General features: G+C 39.0%; 19 protein-coding genes. 6 read left to right on the top strand and 13 right to left on the bottom strand.

Annotated features, from left to right (window positions below; genetic code table 11):
* Positions 1 to 88 precede the first annotated feature (88 nt).
* Positions 89 to 1279 (top strand): ATP-binding protein, encoded by a 1191-nt coding sequence (locus BW935_RS10735; protein ID WP_245802686.1) that lies wholly within the window; start codon positions 89 to 91, stop codon positions 1277 to 1279.
* Positions 1280 to 1447: 168 nt separating this feature from the next.
* Here BW935_RS10735 and chrA read toward each other — a convergent pair whose 3' ends face one another.
* Together chrA and BW935_RS10745 are read right to left on the bottom strand one after the other, a co-directional pair.
* A complete protein-coding gene (gene chrA, locus BW935_RS10740) occupies positions 1448 to 2644 on the bottom strand; it encodes a chromate efflux transporter (RefSeq protein ID WP_076501321.1) in 1197 nt (398 codons plus the stop codon).
* 1 nt (position 2645) lies between these two features.
* Entirely contained in the window at positions 2646 to 3626 is a 981-nt protein-coding gene (locus BW935_RS10745; RefSeq protein WP_076501323.1) for an isopenicillin N synthase family dioxygenase, read from the bottom strand.
* A 75-nt stretch (positions 3627 to 3701) separates the two neighbouring features.
* Here BW935_RS10745 and BW935_RS10750 point away from each other — a divergent pair, with 75 nt between their 5' ends.
* From BW935_RS10750 to BW935_RS10765, 3 genes are all read left to right on the top strand, one after another.
* Positions 3702 to 4469: a hypothetical protein gene (locus tag BW935_RS10750; protein ID WP_076501325.1), complete on the top strand. Its 768-nt coding sequence runs from the start codon at positions 3702 to 3704 to the stop codon at positions 4467 to 4469.
* A gap of 93 nt (positions 4470 to 4562) precedes the next feature.
* On the top strand, positions 4563 to 5834 hold the full coding sequence (gene serS / locus BW935_RS10755; RefSeq protein ID WP_076501326.1) for a serine--tRNA ligase: 1272 nt from the start codon (positions 4563 to 4565) through the stop codon (positions 5832 to 5834).
* Between the two features lie 462 nt (positions 5835 to 6296).
* The gene (locus BW935_RS10765; protein ID WP_076501329.1) at positions 6297 to 6881 is read left to right on the top strand and encodes a hypothetical protein; all 585 of its coding nucleotides are present in this window, start codon (positions 6297 to 6299) and stop codon (positions 6879 to 6881) included.
* Between the two features lie 39 nt (positions 6882 to 6920).
* On the opposite strand, the gene BW935_RS10770 is transcribed toward BW935_RS10765, so the two are convergent.
* The 7 genes from BW935_RS10770 to accD form a co-directional block, all read right to left on the bottom strand.
* Positions 6921 to 8189, bottom strand: a complete 1269-nt coding sequence (locus BW935_RS10770; protein WP_076501450.1) for a pseudouridine synthase — start codon at positions 8187 to 8189, stop codon at positions 6921 to 6923.
* A 90-nt stretch (positions 8190 to 8279) separates the two neighbouring features.
* The gene (murQ, locus tag BW935_RS10775) at positions 8280 to 9086 is read right to left on the bottom strand and encodes an N-acetylmuramic acid 6-phosphate etherase (protein WP_076501331.1); all 807 of its coding nucleotides are present in this window, start codon (positions 9084 to 9086) and stop codon (positions 8280 to 8282) included.
* A gap of 1 nt (position 9087) precedes the next feature.
* Complete coding sequence (locus BW935_RS10780; RefSeq protein WP_076501333.1) at positions 9088 to 9924, bottom strand: N-acetylglucosamine kinase; 837 nt, start codon at positions 9922 to 9924, stop codon at positions 9088 to 9090.
* Position 9925: 1 nt separating this feature from the next.
* Complete coding sequence (locus tag BW935_RS10785; protein WP_076501334.1) at positions 9926 to 10156, bottom strand: cytochrome b5 domain-containing protein; 231 nt, start codon at positions 10154 to 10156, stop codon at positions 9926 to 9928.
* 2 nt (positions 10157 to 10158) lie between these two features.
* Positions 10159 to 11310, bottom strand: coding sequence for a formimidoylglutamase (locus BW935_RS10790; protein WP_076501336.1), 1152 nt, complete (start codon positions 11308 to 11310; stop codon positions 10159 to 10161).
* An 84-nt stretch (positions 11311 to 11394) separates the two neighbouring features.
* Positions 11395 to 12699 carry an NADH:ubiquinone reductase (Na(+)-transporting) subunit F gene (gene nqrF / locus BW935_RS10795; protein ID WP_076501356.1) on the bottom strand — a complete coding sequence of 435 codons (1305 nt, stop codon included), beginning with the start codon at positions 12697 to 12699 and terminating at the stop codon, positions 11395 to 11397.
* 141 nt (positions 12700 to 12840) lie between these two features.
* The gene (accD, locus tag BW935_RS10800) at positions 12841 to 13683 is read right to left on the bottom strand and encodes an acetyl-CoA carboxylase, carboxyltransferase subunit beta (protein WP_076501452.1); all 843 of its coding nucleotides are present in this window, start codon (positions 13681 to 13683) and stop codon (positions 12841 to 12843) included.
* A gap of 254 nt (positions 13684 to 13937) precedes the next feature.
* Here accD and BW935_RS10805 point away from each other — a divergent pair, with 254 nt between their 5' ends.
* Together BW935_RS10805 and BW935_RS10810 are read left to right on the top strand one after the other, a co-directional pair.
* Complete coding sequence (locus BW935_RS10805; protein ID WP_076501358.1) at positions 13938 to 15554, top strand: carbon starvation CstA family protein; 1617 nt, start codon at positions 13938 to 13940, stop codon at positions 15552 to 15554.
* 11 nt (positions 15555 to 15565) lie between these two features.
* The gene (locus BW935_RS10810) at positions 15566 to 15760 is read left to right on the top strand and encodes a hypothetical protein (RefSeq protein WP_076501360.1); all 195 of its coding nucleotides are present in this window, start codon (positions 15566 to 15568) and stop codon (positions 15758 to 15760) included.
* 101 nt (positions 15761 to 15861) lie between these two features.
* Here BW935_RS10810 and BW935_RS10815 read toward each other — a convergent pair whose 3' ends face one another.
* The 4 genes from BW935_RS10815 to nusA all read right to left on the bottom strand — a co-directional run bounded on the left by BW935_RS10815 (position 15862) and on the right by nusA (position 22351).
* The gene (locus BW935_RS10815) at positions 15862 to 16971 is read right to left on the bottom strand and encodes a protein involved in meta-pathway of phenol degradation (RefSeq protein ID WP_076501362.1); all 1110 of its coding nucleotides are present in this window, start codon (positions 16969 to 16971) and stop codon (positions 15862 to 15864) included.
* Between the two features lie 278 nt (positions 16972 to 17249).
* Positions 17250 to 17789 carry a hypothetical protein gene (locus BW935_RS10820; protein ID WP_076501453.1) on the bottom strand — a complete coding sequence of 180 codons (540 nt, stop codon included), beginning with the start codon at positions 17787 to 17789 and terminating at the stop codon, positions 17250 to 17252.
* 294 nt (positions 17790 to 18083) lie between these two features.
* A complete protein-coding gene (gene infB, locus BW935_RS10830; RefSeq protein ID WP_076501366.1) occupies positions 18084 to 21035 on the bottom strand; it encodes a translation initiation factor IF-2 in 2952 nt (983 codons plus the stop codon).
* A 68-nt stretch (positions 21036 to 21103) separates the two neighbouring features.
* A complete protein-coding gene (nusA, locus tag BW935_RS10835; RefSeq protein ID WP_076501368.1) occupies positions 21104 to 22351 on the bottom strand; it encodes a transcription termination factor NusA in 1248 nt (415 codons plus the stop codon).

Consider the following 22351-nt stretch of genomic DNA (forward strand, 5'->3'; position numbering starts at 1 on the left):
TACACAGATTTATAACATTGAAAATTTAAAATAGTATTTTAAATTTTCAATGTTAATTACAATACTATACATTGAAATTTTAAATTTAATGTTTAAATTTACAAGGATGATCTACAGAAAAATAGCGTTGGAACTAGAAGAATTACTTCAAGACTTCCCAGCCGTGTCCATCCTTGGGCCGCGGCAGGTAGGGAAAACCACGCTCGCTCAGGAAATCGCCACAAAATTAGACAAAGAAGCTATTTATTTGGACTTAGAAAGCCCAAGTGACAGAAGTAAACTGGCTGAACCAGAGCAATATTTCGACCTTCACAAAGGTAAATTGATCATTTTGGATGAAATCCAAAGAGTACCTGAGCTCTATCCAATACTTCGAGGAGTCATTGACAAAAGGCGAAAAGAAGGATACCGGTACGGTCAATTTCTGATATTGGGATCAGCTTCTCTTGAATTGATCAAGCAATCATCTGAATCATTGGCGGGAAGGATCGCTTATGAAGAGCTATTCGCCCTAAATCTTTTGGAAGTCCAGAAAGAAGACAATTCATTGGAAAGATTGTGGCTAAGAGGTGGGTTTCCAGATAGCTTCTTGGCAAGATCAAATGCAGCAAGCTTGAGATGGAGGAATAATTTCATCACCACCTACCTAGAAAGAGATATTCCACAAATAGCACAATTTATCCCAGCAAATAGACTTCGGAGACTTTGGACAATGCTAGCTCATCTACAAGGAACGCAACTCAACATGAGTCAACTAGGTGGTAGCATGGATCTCAGCTCTCCTACTATCAAAAGCTACATTGAACTGCTGGAAGACCTGCTTCTCTTGAGAAGTATCAGGCCTTGGTATAGTAATGTCGGCAAACGCTTGGTAAAAAGTCCCAAAGTATATATCAGGGATTCAGGCTTGGTACATGCTTTATTGAATATAGGCGAAATGGACGAACTTCTTAGCCATCCTATCTTGGGGTTAAGCTGGGAAGGGTTTATCATTGAAAACATCCTATCTGTTTTACCAAAGGGAGCTGAGTATTGGCACTACAGGACGTTTTCAGGAGCAGAAATCGATCTGGTCATCACTTACAAAACCAAGGTGATCGCTATTGAAATCAAAAGAACCTTAAGTCCAAAGGTTTCCAAGGGCTTTATAATTTCTTGTGAGGATATCAAAGCAACTGACAGATACATCGTATATAGTGGAAGCGAAAGCTATCCTATCAGCAATGACACCATGGCGATTCCACTTTTAAATTTCCTGAAAATTCTAGATGGTTTATAAAATCCATCTGGAATTTTCATCCTTGTTCTGTGTTCCTAAAGAACAAGTTTTATACATACAGAACAATTATCACTGGCATATAATGATTCACAAATCAAAAAAACAAATCCCTTAACTTAGAAAAATCGATACCTAGGTTACTGCAAAACATTCACAAAATCCATGATTTCAAAAAATCAAATTATAGCCAATTCCTGCCAAAATCCCAATAACAATAATCAAAGGTGAGGAAAGCTTGGTGAAATTCAACAAAAGGTAAGTACCTAAAATAGCCAATACATTGAACAAGTTCGCATCCAAAGGCTCAAACAGTAAGTAGGCCGCTGCGATTAGCATGCCACAGCTTACGGCATTCACGCCTTCCAATGCTGCACGTACTGGCCTATATTTTTTCAATTGATCCCAAAATCGAATCACAAAGAAAATCAGAAATGTACCCGGCAGAAATATCCCTGCCGCAGCTACCAGACCACCTGTCAACAAGCCCGCAATACCATACTCTCGCATTGATAGTGCTCCTACATAAGAACTAATACTAAATGTCGGCCCTGGCATACCTTGAGAAATCGCATAACCAGTAAGGAATTCCTGAGAAGTGAGAAACGCTTTGAACTCTACAAATTCAGTGAATAAATAAGGCACCAAGACTTGCCCTCCTCCAAAAATCAGACTACCATTTCTATAAAAATTCTCAAATAATAAGACAGATTGATTTTTTGTCAATGCACCCAATACCGCAGCAAGTATCAAAATCCCAGCCCACAAATAAAAGTTTGACCACGAGACCTTTAATCTTTTATCACCTTTTTCACGGGGATGATTTCTATAATTCATAGAAGTCACCAGTCCACCTACCAATAGTAAAATAGGAAAAACATAGGGTGAGTTATAGAAAAACGAAATAAAAGCAGCCAACATCATCAAAACAGTGGCTTCTGCAGTTTTGACCATTTTGAAAATGGTCTTCTGTGCAGCATAGATGATAAAACCAATGGCCATCGGCTGGATAAACTTGGCGAAGTTTAATGCCCCTGGTGTATTTTCCTGTAAAAAATCGATCAAGAAAGCCGCTCCAATCATCAAAATAGTCGCAGGCAATATCCAGACAAAAAGTGAAAGATAAGCTAGATTTGCCCCCCCAATTCTATATCCTATGGCAGAAATAGTCTGTGTAGAAGTCGGCCCAGGCAAGACTTGACAAAGAGCATTGAGCTCCCATAATTCTTGCTCACTGATGTAGCCCCTCTTCCTCACCATGAGCTCTAGCACCATGGCGAGGAATGCTTGAGGGCCTCCAAATGCTGTCACGGAAAGTAAAAGTACATCCTTGAGATAAAGGTAATATCTTACTTTCTTGACTGTCACCTTATTTTTTCAAACCTAGTTCTCTCAAACGCTCATCAAGGAACTCTCCAGCTGTTGCGTCTTCGAATTGTTTAGGATTGTTTTCGTCAATACAACTTTCCAAACAAGTGAGATCCATCTCAGATCTAGGGTGCATAAAGAATGGAATTGAGAATCTGCTCGTATTCATCAGTTCTCTCGGAGGATTGACCACTCTATGAATGGTAGATTTAAGTTTCTTGTTAGTCAATCTTTCTAGCATATCGCCTACATTCACTACCAATTGATCTGGAAGTGCTGTGATTGGTATCCATTTTCCATCCCTTCTCAATACTTGCAAACCATCAGCGCTTGCGCCCATCAATAGCGTAATCAAGTTGATATCACCATGCTCAGCTGCACGTACTGCATCAGCTGGTACCTCGTCAGGATTGGTAATTGGGAAATAATGGATTTGTCTCAAAATTGAGTTGCCATAAGCCACCTTATCTTCAAAATAATCCTCAGGAAGCTCCAAATAAAGTGCAATGGCTCTTAGCATATTTTTGCCAGCTGCCTCCAAAGTCTTGTATGTTTCCAAAGCGATTTCTTTGAACTCTGGCAATTCATTTGGCCATACGTTTTCTGGATATTCGGCTTTGATTGGGTCATTATCTGGAATATCAGACAACTCCTGCCCCACATGGTAGAATTCCTTCAAGTCACCTGTATTTCTACCTTTTGCATGCTCTTTACCTTTTCCTGTATATCCTCTTTGATAGCCAATTTCCGGTTTTTCATGCTTTACTTTTACTTCATCAGGAAGTTGGAAATATCTCTTTATGATATCATACAATTTTTCCTGTAACTCTTGGCTCAATCCATGATTTTTGATCGCAGCAAAGCCAATGTTATTATAGGCTTGTCCCAACTTTTCAACAAACGCTGCTTTCTTTGCTGCATCTCCAGATGTAAAATCTGCTAAATCTAGAGATGGAATCTCGTCATATAAAATCTCAGTCATACGGGTATAATTTACCCCGAAAGGTACGGTTTTTTAAGCTAATTTTAAATATCTTTAGTCAACAAGTCTAATTCTATGAAGCACACTTATTTTTGCGCACTCGTTTTTTTCTCACTTTCACTGATTGCTTGTGAATCAAAAAGAGAGAAAAAGGCAGAAATGAAGACCCCTATTAGCATGTCTGATTCTGTATCTACAGAAACAGCAGAGGTGAGTTTCTACTTTTATGAAGAAAAAAACGATTACCCAGATGCTATTTTAGAAATGTTCAGCCCTTTAGGCAATCAAGTCTTCAAGCCAGGCAAAGTACCATTTGAGTTCAACATCAAGAACTATCCATTTGCTGATGGATTGAGTGGTTTTCAGTTAAAATTAATCTTGAATGCAAGTGACCCGGTTGGCTATAATATGCCTATTTTCCAGAGAGAGCTCAAAGAAGGCACCTACAGAGCTGTAGCATTTCTAGTCGATGAAGAGGGTTTGGCTTTGAAGGAGTTTGGTAACTATGTGGATCGAGATTTTAGGGTTGGAGACACTAGGCCATTCCCGTTTTCCTCTGAACCCTACTTGGCTGTAAATTTACCTTATGACAAACAGGAGTTCAATGCCGAAGACGAGGTGACTATTGACTTCCTATTACTAGGAGGAGACCTTAAATTAGATCAATTGAAGGTTATCATAGCAATTGACGATGCCAAGTACGAGGTCAATGAGGTGACTCCAGTACGGATTTCCAATCTACCAAAGGGTGAGCATCTGATCAGCGTGAAACTTGTGCAGAATAATGGCAAAGAATTGGACGGCCCTTTTTCCTCTGTGAATAAAAGAATTTTCGTCAATTAAAGTAATAAGTATCTAAATGGATAATTAGGACTGTTTTTGAATAACATCCTTATCTTTGCACGCAATAATTAAACAGAAAATAAGATACATTTTATGTTACTGGTCAATACAATTCGGGAAAATTTTGAGCAAGTGCTAGAAGGCCTTCAAAAAAGAAATTTCCCACATGCCGAAGCAGCTTTACACCAGGTATTGGAGCTAGACAAAAAGCGAAAAGAAACACAAACCGAAAGAGATAATCTTCAAGCAGAATCTAACAGCATAGCAAAGGAAATTGGCATGCTGATGAAATCTGGAAAAAAAGAGGAAGCAGAAAAGATCAAATCAAGAACCAGTGAGATCAAATCTCAAGTAAAGTTGCTGGAGGATGCTTATAACAATATCGAAGAAGATCTTAAACAAATTTTATATACGCTGCCTAACGTACCTCACTATTCAGTACCCAAAGGTAAATCCGCTGATGACAATGAGATCGTCTTGGAACATGGGAGTATTCCAGAATTGCATGCAGACAAATTACCTCATTGGGAATTGATTAAAAAATATGACATTATTGATTTTGATCTAGGCGTAAAGATAGCTGGGGCAGGTTTTCCAGTGTACAAAGGCAGAGGAGCTAGACTTCAGAGAGCTTTGATCAATTTCTTCTTAGACGAGGCCATGAAAGCTGGCTACATAGAAGTGCAACCTCCTATCCTGGTCAATGAAGATTCTGGATATGGTACAGGACAACTACCCGATAAGGAAGGTCAAATGTACGAGGCTACTGCTGACAAACTTTACCTGATTCCTACAGCAGAAGTGCCTATCACTAATATGTACAGAGATGTTATCCTCAATGAAGCAGAATTCCCAATCAAAAATGTAGGCTATACACCTTGCTTCAGACGAGAAGCTGGTAGCTGGGGAGCGCATGTAAGAGGACTCAATAGACTACATCAATTTGACAAAGTAGAAATCGTACAAATTGTACACCCAGATCGTTCTTACGATGCATTAGAAGATATGAGCAGCTATGTTCAAGGCTTATTACAAAAACTTGAGCTTCCATATAGAGTATTAAGACTCTGCGGTGGCGACATGGGGTTCACCTCTGCACTAACTTATGACATGGAGGTCTATTCAGCAGCGCAAGAAAGATGGCTAGAAGTAAGCTCTGTTAGCAACTTCGAAACTTACCAAGCAAACAGGCTTAAGCTCAGGTTCAAAGGAGAAGATAAGAAGACACAACTTGCCCACACTTTGAATGGCTCGGCATTGGCATTACCTAGAATAGTGGCCTCCATATTAGAAAACAATCAGACTGAAGATGGTATCAAAATGCCAAAAGTACTTGTTCCATACTTAGGTTTTGACATGATTTAGACATATTATCGTTTCAATCATAAATGCCTTGATGAACAGTTTTCATCAAGGTATTTTTTTTACAACTAGGCTTTGGGTTCAACCTGAGTCTAGTAATACAACTGAGGAGTATAAAATTCAAAAAATTTTCCACGCTATTATTTTCACCTATTTATATAATGTAATTTGGGTAAATTCCAACCTTTATTTGGTGAAAATAAAATCTATCTCTCATGGGTGTTTCATGAAAACGTTTCCGAACAAATTTAATATTTTTACCAAATCAATAATTATTAAAGCTTTTGCTAACATTTTCATTAATTTTTAAACATTTTCATTACCAAATTTGTAATTAAAATCTGTAAACAGTATGTTTGTACTGTCATCCCAAAATAGCTGGCCTCAAATTTTATGACTCAGCATCAGTTGAGACTTGAGGTTAATCCAAATAGTATTTCTTAAACCTATCAAACTTATACTACTATGAGATTATTAACAGCGCTCACATTAGCCTTCAGCATTTCATTTGCTGCTTTGGCGGAAAAAAAAGGAACAGAAGGTACTGTCAAGCTAAGAAAGGTAGACGACAGTAAAGTACAATTAATCTACGGTGTGGAACCAGAAAGTATGGTCACTGTTAAGATTTTTGACAGTAACAATTCGCTGATACATGCCGATCAAATTAAATCTAAAAAAGCTTTTTCAAAGGCTTATGACTTCTCTAATTTGATCCCTGGCAAGTACCAAGTAGGTGTATTTAGCAAAAATGGCGAAATCGATCACTTGGAACTAAACCTAGAAAATGAAAAAGTAGAGCCAATCGTCTATTCAAAATTGGAAAAGCAAGAAGGTAACAAATACAGACTACTTGTCAACGCTTTGCTCCCTACTGACATGACCGTAGATATTTATGAAAACAATGTCTTGATCTATTCGGAACAATTGAATGACACTAAGGGCTTCAAGAAAACTTATATTTTCGCAAATGGAGTAGGTCGTTCAAATGCAAACATAGAGTTTTATCTAAGATCAGAAGATGGGTTCTCTACCCTTCTTGCAGCAAAATAAAAGAAAAAGGCCTCTCAAGTTTTGAGAGGCCTTTTTTTATTATTTGAAATATTTTAAGTTGATGACTTCCTTTTCTGTCAGGAATCTATAATTCCCCCTGGTTAAATCTTTTTTATCTAATCCTGCATACATCACCCTATCAAGTGCTTCTACCTCGTATCCAAAATGAGCAAAAATCCTCCTGACTATCCTATTTCTTCCTATATGGATTTCAAGCCCTAAGATTGTCCTATCTTTAGAAAGCACCTGCATATCATTTACTTTGACTGGTCCATCTTCTAATTCGAAACCCTCCAAGATTACTTCCTCGTCAACCCTAGTCAATGGCTTGTCTAAAGTAACTTGGTAGATTTTCTTGATTTGATTTGATGGGTGTGATAGCTTGGCTGCTAATTCACCATCATTGGTAAATAACAACAAGCCTGTGGTGTTCCTATCCAACCTTCCAACTGGGAAGATTCTTTCCTTACAAGCATTTGAAACCAGCTGCATGACAGTCTTACGCTCCATTGGATCATCCGTTGTTGTAATGAAATCTTTAGGCTTATTTAACAACACATAAACTGGCTTCTCAGGATTGATATTTTTCCCTTTGTAAGTTACCACATCAGAGAGCTGCACTTTGTAACCCATTTCCATGATTACTTGCCCATTGACCTTGATTTCTCCGCTTTGAATTAAGTTATCAGCTTCACGTCTAGAACAAATCCCTGAATTGGAAATATATTTATTGAGCCTAATCGCTTCATTCTTATTGGTCTTATTGAGTTTTTTTTCAATGACCTCAAAATTGTAATTAGGTCTAGGTTCGGCTGGTGCCTCTGCTGGCATCACTTTATTGAACTTTTTCTTTGAAGCTTTTGCATCTGCGTCTGACCTTTTTACCGTTTCAAAAACTGGCCTCTCATCTTTCCCTCTTCCTTTGTATACAGTTTTAAAATCACCTGATTTCTCAGCTGATTTACTATCATCATTCTTTTTATATGAAGATTTTCCGTAAGAACCTGCAGGCCTTTGTTCAGAAGTTTTAGGCGTGTATTTCTTTTTAGGATGGCCTTCTAGGCTAAACTCCTTCTTCTCTGTTGGCTTAGATTTTCCAGAATAAGCTGGTTTTTCTGTTGACCATCTTTTCCCTTTGGATTCGTCTTTTGAATTCCGCCCTTTGTAGCTGGACTCTGATTTCCCTCTTCCTTCAAAAGAAGTTTTTTTATCATTCCTAGTAGACGAAAAGTCTCTTTTCCCTTCTTTAGAACTTCCTGATTTTGATCCTTTTCTAGAATCTTGGTTTCGATTATTATCTTTTTTCATAGCATTCAGCATCTCTGCTGTATTAAATATTATTCCATATTACTCAATGACACTAAGTCACTGAAAGCAAATGGGATGCAAAGGTAAGTATTATTTCTTATAAAATGCTTCTACAGCCGTTCTTACCGAACCAAACTTGATTAGGTATTCTTTAGCTTTTTCCTCCTCAAGACCAGTGGATTCGACAATCATTTTTGTCCCACGCTTCACCAACTTCTCATTGGAGAGTTGCATGTCGACCATTTTATTACCCTTGACTCTTCCCAATTTGATCATTACAGCTGTGGAGATCATATTCAGTACAAGCTTTTGAGCTGTTCCTGCTTTCATTCTTGTACTACCAGTCACAAACTCTGGCCCGACCACTACCTCTATTGGGAATGCTACTGCTTCAGCTAGCGGTGAATTGAGATTACAGGTGATACAGCCTGTGAGAAGACCCTTTTCTCTGGCTTGTTTTACACCTCCTATTACATAAGGAGTGGTACCAGATGCGGCAATGCCAATCACTGTGTCTTCCGCATTAAATCCAAATGCAACAATATCATGCCAAGCTTGAACAGGATCATCTTCTGCATTTTCAACCGCTTTTCTGATAGCCTTATCCCCTCCTGCAATGATACCGACTACCCAATCATGAGGCACTCCATAAGTAGGAGGACATTCTGAAGCGTCCAAAATCCCAAGCCTTCCACTCGTGCCAGCTCCTATATAGAACAAGCGACCGCCCTTTTGCATCCTTGGAATGATCTGCTCAATCAAAGCTTCAATTTGCGGTAAGCTCTTACCAATAGCTTGAGGCACCTTTTGATCTTCTTGATTGATATTTTTGAGAATAGAAGCTAGGTCCAATAGCTCTAAATTGTCATATAGGGAATTGCTTTCAGTCGTGCTCATATTATTGTTTATGATAAAGCGTCAAGCCCGCTATGGGACTCTCAAGGATTAAATTAACATTTATCCCTGCCTCTGCAGCTGCATTTCGAAGGATGTCACTATTATAAAATGCTATAGAGCCAACAAAGTTCACTTGCCTAATTTGCCAGTCAGGATATTTAAATATATATTTTTTAAAAAATTCCTGAAACGCATTATAATAAAGCAAATAACAATACGGATCTGATTTATATTTGGAAATAAACCTACAAAAACTCGCCATATAACGTCCTGCAAAAGGCTGTTTATAAACTCGATCGATAATTTCGTTGTAATCTAGGTTTAATTCCTCCTTTGCTCTTTTGTAAATATCCGATGACATCTCCTGATGAATAAAGTCTTGAAGAAATCTCCTACCAATGTAAGCGCCTCCTCCCTCGTCGCCTAACACATAGCCTGGAGCTGGTGTGGAATGAACAATTTCAATCCCATCATAATCACAGCTATTGGAACCTGTGCCTAGGATGCACGCTATTCCAGGCTCTCTTCCACAAGTAGCACGTGCCGCTGCAAGTAAGTCATGTTCGATAAAAATTTTGGCATGAGCAAAAACGGTTCTTAAAGAATTTTCTACTTGTAATTTCATCCCCTCACTAGAGCAACCTGCACCATAGTAATGGATTGTTTGCACATCAGAACTAATACCCAGTAAAAAATCATCACGCAAAAGTTTTGACATCTCTTCGGAACTCTGATAGGTGGGATTAAAGCCTACACCTCTATGCTGCTGAATGCTACCATCTGGAAGAACGATTCTCCAATCTGTCTTACTTGATCCACTATCTGCGATTAATTGCATACTAACCAATAAGGAGTCCAATTGACTCGAATTTTTGAAATACTTTTTCTGTGTGTGGGGCGTCTTTCAACTCCTCTGTTAGATCCTGACCAGCCCAATGCTCGTAATGCTTCCCATTTTTCCAAAGACGAGAAGTAGAAACATCATATATAGTACCTTTATAAGCTACCCAAATTTCTGGTTTATCTTGCCCATTCCTAAGCGCAAGCTGCTGCTTGGTATACGCTTTCATACTTAGAATAATTTCAATTGTGCATTAATCCAGCGTTCAGGGATTTCTCCGGATTGAGCCATTTGGTAATCTTTATAGCTACAAGGGATTATGGTGGTTCGATCAAACCTATCTTTGTCATTTTGAGGGATCTCCATCCACCACTTTTCGCTTCTCTTACTTTTATAAAAAACAATCACTGATGGGTTGGAATCAAGTGATACTGTGTATTTGGTGTAATCATTGGACTTAAAGCTCAAACTATCTTTTCTATCATAAAATCCTTCGATAAAATACCAAATCATCGTAGCTATGACAGAAGCAGTCTTATTACGTGTATCATCATAATATGGCTGGTAACCGTAGACACCAAAGGAGCTCAATTTTTCATTCATTCCAGCAAATCTGCAAATCTGACAAGCTTCCTCTCCTGTAAGTCCAAAAGGCTGTGCATCGGCAGCACCTGGCGCATCCGCAGATTGAATAGCAGCAACATCGAAGCTTAGCAAATCTGCATTTCTCACCAAAGGTTCTATTTCTTTGAAATTACTCCTTAGATTTCCAAGCCTGATATGATCGAAGTATAACTTCTCCATCACATTGATTAGATCTTTATCTACCAAGAAACTCTGATACGCAAGATGAGTGTAATTAAAGAGGAAATTAGGCTGGTGAAGTATAATATTCTGGGTATGGCTTTGATATGGTAATCCATCCTCTTCCATGTCAATCTTAGCATCTATAGTCACCATACTGACCAACTTCTTCATTCCTTGATATGAAAGGTATTGGCCATAATCAAGGTCATGAGATCCCCCAATGAAAATGGGGAGAATTTGCTTCTTGATCAAAAACTCGCCAATTGCTCTGATAATTTCTAATGATTCTTGAAGGCTTTCTCCAATTCTTAAATCACCTAAATCGACAATTTTGTATAAGCCCTCTCCCTTCTTGAGATGATAAAGTTTCTCTCTGATTTCTGTAGCTGCTCTTTCTATGGTGTCAGCTTGAGGCATACCCCGTTTTTCCTTCAATCCGATGATAGCTAACTGTACTCCTTTGATATCTGGGAATGTTTCACCATAATAATGGATGTAATTAAAAAATGAATTGTGGGCATATTTCTGAGAAGTGATTTCTTCAGCAACTGGATCAAAGAAGGATTTGAGATTCATAAGTTAAATGCTATAGCTAGTCAAAAATAGTTAAAAAAATCAGAGGGAAATAAAAAAGTCCCGCAAATGCGGGACTCTAATTTTTTAACCTCCAAAGTCATCAAATCTGATGTTTTCCTGAGGAACTCCCATATCATCTAGAAGTTTCAATACCGCTGCATTCATCAACGGAGGTCCACATAGATAGAACTCTACCTCATCTGGCTCTGGGTGATCTTTCAAGTAGTTATCATAAAGCACTTGGTGAATAAATCCAACGTATCCATCGCCTTCTTTATCGTCTAATGACTTTTTGATCTTCCAATTATCTTCCGGAAGTGGTTCGGAAAGACCTATATGGAAATTGAAATTAGGGAAATCTTTTTCAATATCTCTGAAATGAGGCGTGTAGAACAACTCTTTCTTCGATCTACCACCATACCAGTAAGAAACTTTTCTATCTGTCTTCTCAGTATGGAAAAGGTGGAAAATATGCGATCTCAAAGGCGCCATACCTGCACCACCACCGATGTAGATCATCTCTCTGTCAGTTGGATTGATATGGAATTCGCCATAAGGACCAGAAATCGTCACTTTATCACCTGGTTTCTGGGCAAATACATAAGATGAACAAACTCCAGGATTTACATCCATCCATTTGTTATTCGCTCTATCCCATGGTGGAGTAGCGATACGAATAGTCAACATTACAATATTTCCTTCTGCAGGGTGGTTGGCCATGGAGTAAGCTCTGAATAGCTCCTCATCATTTTTCATGACTAAATCCCAAAGACCGAATTTATCCCAATCACTCTTGTAAACATCGTCAGGGTGTCCTAACTCTGGATGTGGAGTGATATCCATATCCTTGAAGTTTACTGTAGTAGCTGGAACATCTATCTGGATATAACCACCTGATTCGAAATCTAAGTTTTCTCCTTCAGGAAGTTTTACTTTAAATTCTTTGATAAAAGTAGAAACATTGTAGTTAGATATAACTTCACACTCCCACTTCTTGATTCCGAAGATCTCTTCTGGAACTCTGATTTTCATGTCTTGTTTTACTTTCACCTGACAAGAAAGTCTTACATTGCCTTGTTTTTCTGCTCGGCTAAGGTGACCTTCTTCTGTAGGAAGCACTTCACCACCTCCATCTTCGATCACACACTTACACATAGCACAAGTACCACCTCCACCACAGGCAGATGGCAAGAAGATTTTCTTATTACCCAAGGTGTTCAACAAAGTTGAACCAGCTGGAGTCACGATAGGATTACTTTCATCACCATTGATGATGATTTTGACATCTCCAGATGCTACCAACTTTGATTGGGCAAACAAAAGGATAAAAACGAGTAGCAGAATAATCAGAGTAAATGCTACAATCGAGGTAATAATTACTGAACCCATTTATTGATTGATTTTTACTTTTTATTTTTCAGTATTTGACCCTGCTTAGGGAACACAAATATATTTATAAATAGATAAAAACAGCCAAGATCTGATTGAATTTTGACCTTTTATCTGGTATTTACTTATAGTTTTAACTGATTAATTGTTCAATAGGTTTAGCAAAGTTGTCAATCTGTTTTTCAACTGTCTCCTATCGATGATAAAGTCCAAAAATCCATGTTCCAAAACAAACTCTGAACTTTGAAAGCCCTTTGGCAGGTCTTTTCCTATAGTCTCTCTGATTACTCTTGGACCTGCGAATCCAATCAAAGCTCCTGGTTCAGCGATATTAAAATCTCCTAGCATGGCATAAGATGCTGTAACTCCACCCGTTGTTGGATCTGTCAAAAGTGAAATATATGGAATCCCTGCCTTGTCTAAGAGCGCAAGCTTTGCTGAGGTCTTGGCCATCTGCATCAAACTAAAACCTGCTTCCATCATACGTGCGCCTCCAGACTTTGAAATCATCAAAAATGGAATTTTTTCTTTCAATGCATAATCTATCGCTCTAGCAATCTTTTCCCCTACTACAGAACCCATAGAACCTCCAATAAAATTAAAGTCCATACATGATACCACGATATCAATGCCGTTCATCTTCCCTACTGCCGATCTTACTGCATCATTCAATTCCGTCTTACTGATTGTGGCTTCTATTCTAGAACTGTAAGGCTTCGTGTCCACAAATTTCAATGGATCACCCGACTTCATGTCTTGGTCTAGTTCCTTGAATTTATTGCCATCAAACAAAATCTCAAAATATTCCTTAGAGCCTATCTTTACATGATAATCGTCATCTGGACATACATAAGAATTATGCTTCAGCTCTCTAGTATGAATGATGTTACCTTTTGGGGTTTTGAACCATAGGCCATCAGGAGCATCTTTCTTATCCTCAGTTGAGGTTTTTATTCCTTTATCTGTTCTTTTAAACCAAGCCATATTATATTCTTGTTTGTTTCCTGAGTTAAAATCAGGGACTACAAATTTATAGGTTATATCCATTAAATAAAATTACATCACTAAGTAACTGTGATTCAAATAACTTAATGCATTACAAACCAATTGATTGTCAGATTAGTGAATCGTGTGATCCACTGATAATATTCTAAGAAATTAAGGAATCGACCTGAGATCTTTGTCTTTTGGACAAATAGCAGGATATTCAAAGCTAGATTAGTAAAAAGCTCAGTGCTATGACGATATTAACCTTGCTTGTTATCTCTGGATTGATTCTGCTGTTGGCGTATTTCATCTATGGTAGGTATGTCTACAATAAGTTTAAGTTGAATAAAGATAGACGGTCTCCTGCACATCAATTCAAAGATGGCATCGATTATATCCCCAGCAAACCTATCGTCGTGCTGGGCCATCACTTTGCTTCCATAGCGGGCGCTGGACCTATCGTAGGACCTATCATTGCTTTGACTTTTGGCTGGATACCTGCTGTGATTTGGATATTGGTTGGGGGAATATTCTTTGGGGCGGTGCACGATCTGGGAAGCATGGCTGCCTCCTTGAGGAATCAAGGCAAATCCATCGGCGTGATCATTCAAAACAACATTGGCTACAAGGGCAAACAGCTTTTTATCCTATTCAGCTTTTCAACTTTGATCCTTATCATTGGGGTATTTGCGGATATCATAGCCAAGACCTTTGTCAGCAATCCAGGAGTAGCATCGGCATCCATCTTATTTATCGGTCTCGCAATTGCTTTTGGAGCTATCAATAAAATGATTGGACATCGCGGAATAGCTTTCACGCTGTTATCAATTATCGGCGTGATTCTAATGTACTATTTTGTCTATTTAGGGATGAAGCTCCCATTTGAACTGAGCTATCAAGCTTGGGTTTATATTTTGTTAGCCTACGCATTTGTAGCTTCTGTTGCACCTATTTCTATGCTACTGCAGCCTAGAGATTACCTGAATAGCTTCCTTTTATATGGATTAATCATAGCTGCTGTGGTCGGGGTATTTGTTGCCAATCCCGAAATAGTCATGGACAATGAAGTCCATTTTAATTCAGAAAACTTAGGTTATATATTCCCTGTACTTTTCGTCACCATCGCCTGTGGTGCAATCAGTGGTTTTCATTCATTGGTTGCTTCAGGAACTACTTCCAAGCAACTTGACAAAGAAAGTGATGCCAAATTGGTGGGGTTTGGAGGTATGTTGATTGAGTCATTCCTAGCGATCATTTCAGTTGGAGCGGTGATTATCCTCAGCAGAGCTGAATACTTAGATCAAATCAACCTGCTTGGACCTGTCCCACTTTTTGCCAATGGATTAGGTGGTATGATTTCAAGCTTGGGGTTATCAGAAACCTTTGCTGTTGGTTTTGTAGCATTGACTGTATCAGCTTTTGCTTTGACTACTTTAGATACTTGTACGAGATTGGCACGATTTACACTTCAAGAGTATTTTGAAGACATCAAGAGTCCTGTCATCAGAAAAGCTGGTCAGAATAGGTTTCTAGCTACAGGAATAGTTATGCTATTATCCATCATGCTATTGGCATCAGGCGGGTTTACAACACTTTGGCCAATATTTGGATCAGCCAATCAACTTCTCGCTGCACTGGCATTACTAACCATTGCAGTTTGGCTACTGAAACAGAAGATAAGCGCTTCTTTTGTATTGATTCCAATGTTCTTCATGTTTACCGTCACCCTTTCTTCTTTAGGGTTGTTTGCTTGGAAAAATTTTCAAAATGGAGGATATATTCTGAGTGCCATAGCAGTGATTTTGTTTCTTCTTTCATTGGCTCTAATTCTATTAGCTAGTAGAAGTTTGAAAAGAGAAACAAAATAATAAATGACATCATGTTTGACCCCAAAGCTTTCCCAGTTGGAGTGATTGGGAATAAGTTTGTTTTCAAGGCAAATCCACAAAATGTTTTGGCAGGAATTGAAAGCTATCGAGGTACGAGCAATCATTTTGAAAAACTAAAAAAACTTGGGGCAAATATGGAAAAGGAAGGTAATCCAGTACTTTTTATGGTAGAATTCAATTTTTAGTATTTCAATACCTTCATACCATATTTCGAGCATACATATCCCAAAAAGCTAAAAAGAAGTCGAGGTTAGGATTATTTTCTAACCTCGACCTTAGATCAATTTTAATCCAAATTATTAAACACCCCTTTCACTTTCTTCGGGATCCTCCAAGCCAAATTCACATTGACCAGGTAATCTGCGAAGGCAGCATCACCATGACGTCGATTATCAGGCGTAGAATCAGCTATATCTGTCAAGCTCCTAGTTCTATTCCTAATTAACGCTACTGGTACAGTCAATGTCGTTGTGAAATTTCCAAGCATATAACTCACCCCAGGCTCCACAGAAACAATATAACCAGGTCTCCTAAAGCCATCACTTTCGCCAATCAAGTCTCTCACTGGAACCCCTTCTACTCTTCCTCCTAGCGAAAGTCCCATGCCATGCACAAAAGATATTGGCTTGAATAAACCTGTCCTAAATGCAAACTGATCTGGTACGCTCATGATAGCTTCTGAAGCTCTCGCCCTATTTGTCTGGGTTCCATTCGTATTTCTTGGATTGAACATATAGAAACCATCATAATACAAGAAAAAACTCTTAGGAAGATTCCAAATCCCTTGAGCATCAACTATAAATCCCCAGCCCCCATCTCCTAATTGGATCGATTGATCCACTGGTCTGATTTCTGGCGATCCACCTGGACCTACATTATAAAATGTACCTTGGGCATTATAATCCCCTGTTGGTAGTTTTAGCCCCAGGCCTACTGCTGTGTTCCCATTTTTTGCTTTTTCTCCAGACAGCAACCAATAGCCAGCACCTACGCGCATATCAGCAATTCCTTTTGAATAAGTCATGTGCCTTGAGTTTCTCCCATGCTCGTAGAGCGAACTCCTTTCATTGTATGCGTAAGGAATTGAAGCAATCAGGTAAGCTCTATCTGTAATAGCATAACTCAAATTCAAATCCAAACCATGCGACCAGTTGATCACTTCGGTGTTGTTTTCTACCCTATGTGGATGTTCTTCTGTACCACTGAAATGTCTGAAAGATTTGAAATAACGGTAATTTGCACTGATATTCCATTCTCCTTGCTCTAGTAGGTTACCTTGACCAACAGCATTGCCAATTCCAGAAAATTGTCTGATTGCTACACAGCCTTGAGCATTAGTCTCATGGCTAAAAAGGATAGAAATAGTAATAACTATTGATAGTAATAATTTTTTCATTTGATTTTTTGAAAGGATAAGTATTGAAAATATTTATAAAAACATCAAAAGTCAGCCATAGCCCCTGCCTAACTTGATGTATAGGCAGGGCTATGTGTTTACCACAACTAGCAAGTACTTCTTAGAATATATTGCTAAGTATGATGATAAAGATTAACCATCAGCAAATAGGCTTCTCCTTGCCATATCCATGAACAACAAACCCCTCTGTAAAACATGGAAAACCCAAAAAGAAGCACGTAAGTGCTGCTGGCAACTGACTTTAAATATAAAATAGATTAAACCTGCTCTGGAGGTGGACTGGTATGATCCAAAAATTGGTCTGAATAATTCGAAAAAATAAACCCTTGATAATGTTGTAATTCATAAAAACCAAATAGCACAAGACGATGAATATCTGGCTTAAAATAATCCTTGATAAATATCTTAATGTTTTGTGAATTATTACTTTCTCCTGGTATTTCGTCTGAAACCAATGAAGCAACCCATTTCTTCACGGCCTCATTCAGTCTAGTCTTAGATGTATCAGCCACATAGATAACCTGCAAAGTATCATTAGCATATCGCTGTTTGATAGCACGGTAATTTTGACCATTTTTCTCAAAAGACGTATTGATTACTTGAAATTCTTGCTGATCCGACATGTAAGGCACGGCAAGTGGTATTTCCATCATATACTCTACCTCATTATTCTCTTCAAAAACCCGTTCTGTCCATAGAGATTCTATTTGGAGATTGAAGGAATAATAAAAAACATGATAGCCAAAGTGATATAAGGCAAAAACACATAAAAGCGATATGGCTATAATTTTTTTCACTTGGTCAAGCTGAATTCGAAATCTAACAAAAAATCTCATTCTTACCTATTTTGATATAAAAAAATAAAATAAGACCAAACAAATCATTGCAGTTCCATATATTTTCAAAACTTTCAACCTATTGAATCGATCTAAAAACCAAAGCACAATCACAGGCCTGTATAGTCCTAAAATTAGAAGGACTACACATAGTGCAATCATGGCTTGGAGTAAAATGGTCAATGATGCCAGCATACTAAAGTAAAAAAGGAACCTCCAAATGAAAGTTCCTTTTTGATATGTTTATGATTGTAATTATTTCTTTCTCTTGATTTCTTGCATCATGTAGCCTTCGATTGTATCGTCTACCAAGATATCGTTGAACTTCTTGATAGAAATACCACACTCGTATCCAGCTTTTACTTCAGCTACATCATCTTTGAATCGCTTCAACTGATCGATCTCTCCATCATGAATAACGATACCATCTCTGATGACTCTGATCTTATTCTTACGAGTGATGTAACCATCCGTCACATAAGAGCCCGCTACAGTACCTACTTTTGAGATTTTGAATACTTCTCTCACCTGAATATTACCTGTGATGACCTCTTCAAATTCTGGCTCAAGCATACCCTCGATCGCATCTTTGATCTGATTGATCGCGTCGTAGATGATGGAATAATGTCTGATCTCGATTTCTTCTTGCTCGGCAAGTTTCTTCGCATTGGAAGAAGGTCTTACTTGGAAGCCTAAGATAATCGCATCAGAAGCTGACGCTAGCAATACATCAGATTCAGAAATCTGGCCTACACCTTTGTGAATGATATTAACAGAAACTTCATCCTTAGATAGCTTTAACAAGGAATCAGATAGTGCTTCTACTGAACCATCCACATCACCTTTGATGATGATATTAAGCTCCTTGAAGCTTCCGATAGCCAAACGACGACCGATTTCATCCAAAGTAATATGCTTCTTGGTTCGCATGCTTTGCTCTCTGAGTATTTGCTCTCTGGAGTTTGCAATTTCTCTTGCCTCTCTCTCAGAGTCATACACTTTGAAGGTATCGCCTGCTTGAGGTGCTCCAGCTAGACCCAATACCTGTACTGGAGTAGAAGGGCCCGCCTCTTTGAGTTTTTTACCTTTATGATCAGTCATGGCTTTCACTTTGCCATAATGCTGGCCTGCAAGCATGACATCACCGACTTTCAAAGTACCTGCTTGTACCATAACGGTAGCTACATATCCTCTACCCTTATCCAAAGACGCCTCAACTACTGTACCTATGGCATTTTTATTAGGATTTGCTTTAAGTTCTAAAACTTCGGCTTCGAGCAATACTTTTTCTAGTAGTTCGTCAATACCAGTACCTACTTTGGCAGAAATATCCTGAGACTGGTACTTGCCACCCCACTCTTCTACCAAGAGATTCATATTAGCTAGCTGCTCCTTAATCTTATTAGGGTTAGCATTTGGCTTATCAATTTTATTGATCGCAAAGATCATTGGTACACCCGCTACTTGAGCGTGATTGATCGCTTCTTTGGTCTGTGGCATGATGTCATCATCAGCAGCCACTACAATGATCGCTACGTCAGTGATTTTTGCACCCCTAGCTCTCATTGCCGTAAAGGCTTCGTGACCTGGTGTATCCAAGAAAGCAATCTTATCTCCATTGGTTGTTCTTACATCATATGCCCCGATGTGCTGCGTTATACCACCAGCTTCATCACCAGTTACTTTAGATTTTCTGATATAATCAAGCAAAGAAGTCTTACCGTGATCGACGTGACCCATGATGGTTACGATAGGTGCTCTATCTACAAGGTCATCAGGATTATCTACTTCGACTACAGCATTCTCTTCTTCATCAGGCTTAGTAAATTCTACTTCATAGTCGAATTCATCGGCGATGATGGTGATCGCTTCTGCATCAAGTCTCTGATTGATAGACACAAACATACCGAGTGACATGCAAGTAGAAATCACTTCATTTACAGATACATCCATGAGCGAGGCAAGATCATTAGCTGAGATAAACTCAGTTACTTTCAATACCCTGCTTTCCTCTAGGCCGTCTTCAACTTCTCTATTTCTTTCTGCTTTCTTATCTCTCCTATTCTTACCCTTACCTCCAGACTTACCACCGCCTTGAAGTCTAGCGAGGGTCTGTTTGATTTGATCCTGAATTTCTTTCTGCGTAGGCTCAGCTTTTTGTACTCTAGCACCTCCAGGGGCAGGTTTTCCTCCTCTTCCCTGGTTTCCACCTCCTCTTCTATCACGAGTATTCGCACCACCTTGGCCTCCTGCTCCAGGGCCTCCAGCAGGTCTATTCCCTCCTGCTCCAGGTTGTGCTGGTCTTGAACCAGCAGGGCCACCGGTAGGATTTTTATCGATTCTCTTTCTTACTCGCTTCTTCTTGTCCTTATTCCTTTCATCGGAAGAGGCTACTGGCTTGCCTTTTTTCTTAGACTTGTCAGCAGGAAGTTCAATTTTACCCAAAACTGTAAGCCCCTTCAATGAATCTGCTTTGGCAGAGATCACTTGGCTAGGAACTTCTTTAGGCTCTTCTTTAGGCTCTTCTTTTTTGACTTCTTGAACTGGCTTCACAGGCTCAGTTTTTGGAGCAGATTTAGCAGGAGGAGGAGTAGGTTTATCAGTTTTTTCGGAAGCAGAAACAGGTTTTTGTGATTTAGCGTTGTCTTGTTGCTGAGGCTTCACAGCCTGAGGTTTATTTTCTACTTTTGGAGCCTCTTCTTTAGGCTTAACTGGTTCTTCTACCTTATCCTCTACCTTAGGAGCAGGCTTTTCAGCTTTTATAGGCTCAGGAGTAGGTGCCGTCTCTTTCTTGGGGTTTAGATCAATCTTACCCAATACTTTGATTCCAGGAAGCTTTGGAGCTTCTGCTGCAACTTTAGGATCAGCTTCCTCTTTTGGAGGAGCTGGCTTTGGGGCAGGAGCTGCCTCTTTCTTCTCCTCTTTAGCTGGCTCGGGCTTTGGCTCCTCACGGGCCTCCGACTCAGCTTCGATCGTAAATGTCTCGTTGTGACGCTTACCTATCGACAGATGAGATGCCTCTTCCTTCTCTTGGGCAGAGGACTTAAATTCCTTGGCCAGCAAATTATATTGATCTATGCTGATTTTGGAATTGGGGTTGTTTTCGACTTCAAAGCCTTTTTTAGCCATAGAATCCACCAATGTAGAAATCCCTACATTGAGTTTTCTGGCTACTTGGCCCAGTCTCATCATTTTTTCTTCTGACATACGCTAAAAACCTATTTCTTAATCTTTGGCAAATATAAGACCTATATTTGGGTATTTAGGCCTTTATTTTATTGTTCAAATTCTTGTTTCAAAATTCTGAAGATCTCCTCAATGGTCTCTTCTTCTAATTCTGTCCTTCTCAGCAAGTCTTCTTTACTCAATGAAAGTACACTTTTTGCTGTATCCAAACCTGTCTTTTTGAGTTCGTCAATGATCCAGCCATCGATCTCGTCCACAAACTCATCAAGCACTACATCTTCTTCGTCTTCGATATCATTCAATTCTCTGAATACATCAATCTCGTATCCCACCAATCTACTTGCAAGTCGGATATTAAAACCTCCTTTTCCAATAGCCATAGAAACTTGATCTGGCTTCAGGAATACTGAGATTCGCTTTTTGTCTTGATCTACCGTGATAGAGGTCACCTTAGCAGGACTCAGAGCTCTAGACACATATAGATCAAGGTTATCCGTATAATTGATTACATCAATATTCTCATTTTGAAGCTCCCTCACTACTGCATGGATCCTGCTACCTTTCATCCCTACACAAGCACCTACTGGGTCAATCCTATCATCGTAAGATTCCACCGCAACTTTTGCACGCTCTCCTGGTTCTCTGACAATCTTTTTGATAGTAATCAAACCATCATATACTTCAGGTACTTCGTTTTCGAACAATCTTTCTAAAAAGATCGGCGAAGTTCTAGACAAAATGATTCTAGGATTCCCATTGACCATTTCCACTTTGTGGACGATGGCTCTTACTGTATCTCCTTTTCTGAATCTGTCTTTCTGAATTTGCTCACTTTTTGGCAGGATAAGTTCATTACCTTCTCCATCCATCAACAATACTTCTCTGCCTAGAATTTGGTAGACTTCCGCGGAAATGATCTCTCCAACTAATTCTTCGTACTGATTAAATAGCAAATCTTTCTCCAAATCCTTGATTCTTTGGATCAAAGTCTGACGCGCCATCATAACAGCTCTTCTCCCAAACTCTTCCAATTCTATCTTTTCATAGACTTCTTCGCCTACTTCAAAGTCAGGCTCAATTTTGCGAGCATCAGTCAAGCTGATCTTGTCAAAATCCCAGATATCTTCAGAGTTATCATCTACGATCTCTCTGATTCTCAAAATCTCAAGATCACCTTTGTCAGCATTGATGGTCACATCAAAGTTTTCATCGGTCTCATACTTCTTGCGAATCATCGCTCTAAAAACATCTTCCAGAATACGGATCATCGTTGGACGATCCACATTTTTTGATCTTGCAAATTCTGCAAATGATTCTATAAGAACTTTAGCATCCAT

The organism is Belliella pelovolcani (genome assembly GCF_900156785.1).
GTDB lineage: Bacteria > Bacteroidota > Bacteroidia > Cytophagales > Cyclobacteriaceae > Belliella > Belliella pelovolcani.

Excerpts from the sequence above, each read along its gene's own strand:
- BW935_RS10735 (WP_245802686.1), top strand. The coding sequence starts at position 89 with ATGTTTAAATTTACAAGGATGATCTACAGAAAAATAGCGTTGGAACTA.
- BW935_RS10745 (WP_076501323.1), bottom strand. The coding sequence starts at position 3,626 with ATGACTGAGATTTTATATGACGAGATTCCATCTCTAGATTTAGCAGAT.
- BW935_RS10750 (WP_076501325.1), top strand. The coding sequence starts at position 3,702 with ATGAAGCACACTTATTTTTGCGCACTCGTTTTTTTCTCACTTTCACTG.
- serS (WP_076501326.1), top strand. The coding sequence starts at position 4,563 with ATGTTACTGGTCAATACAATTCGGGAAAATTTTGAGCAAGTGCTAGAA.
- BW935_RS10765 (WP_076501329.1), top strand. The coding sequence starts at position 6,297 with ATGAGATTATTAACAGCGCTCACATTAGCCTTCAGCATTTCATTTGCT.
- BW935_RS10770 (WP_076501450.1), bottom strand. The coding sequence starts at position 8,189 with ATGAAAAAAGATAATAATCGAAACCAAGATTCTAGAAAAGGATCAAAA.
- murQ (WP_076501331.1), bottom strand. The coding sequence starts at position 9,086 with ATGAGCACGACTGAAAGCAATTCCCTATATGACAATTTAGAGCTATTG.
- BW935_RS10780 (WP_076501333.1), bottom strand. The coding sequence starts at position 9,924 with ATGCAATTAATCGCAGATAGTGGATCAAGTAAGACAGATTGGAGAATC.
- BW935_RS10785 (WP_076501334.1), bottom strand. The coding sequence starts at position 10,156 with ATGAAAGCGTATACCAAGCAGCAGCTTGCGCTTAGGAATGGGCAAGAT.
- BW935_RS10790 (WP_076501336.1), bottom strand. The coding sequence starts at position 11,310 with ATGAATCTCAAATCCTTCTTTGATCCAGTTGCTGAAGAAATCACTTCT.
- nqrF (WP_076501356.1), bottom strand. The coding sequence starts at position 12,699 with ATGGGTTCAGTAATTATTACCTCGATTGTAGCATTTACTCTGATTATT.
- accD (WP_076501452.1), bottom strand. The coding sequence starts at position 13,683 with ATGGCTTGGTTTAAAAGAACAGATAAAGGAATAAAAACCTCAACTGAG.
- BW935_RS10805 (WP_076501358.1), top strand. The coding sequence starts at position 13,938 with ATGACGATATTAACCTTGCTTGTTATCTCTGGATTGATTCTGCTGTTG.
- BW935_RS10810 (WP_076501360.1), top strand. The coding sequence starts at position 15,566 with ATGTTTGACCCCAAAGCTTTCCCAGTTGGAGTGATTGGGAATAAGTTT.
- BW935_RS10815 (WP_076501362.1), bottom strand. The coding sequence starts at position 16,971 with ATGAAAAAATTATTACTATCAATAGTTATTACTATTTCTATCCTTTTT.
- infB (WP_076501366.1), bottom strand. The coding sequence starts at position 21,035 with ATGTCAGAAGAAAAAATGATGAGACTGGGCCAAGTAGCCAGAAAACTC.
- nusA (WP_076501368.1), bottom strand. The coding sequence starts at position 22,351 with ATGGATGCTAAAGTTCTTATAGAATCATTTGCAGAATTTGCAAGATCA.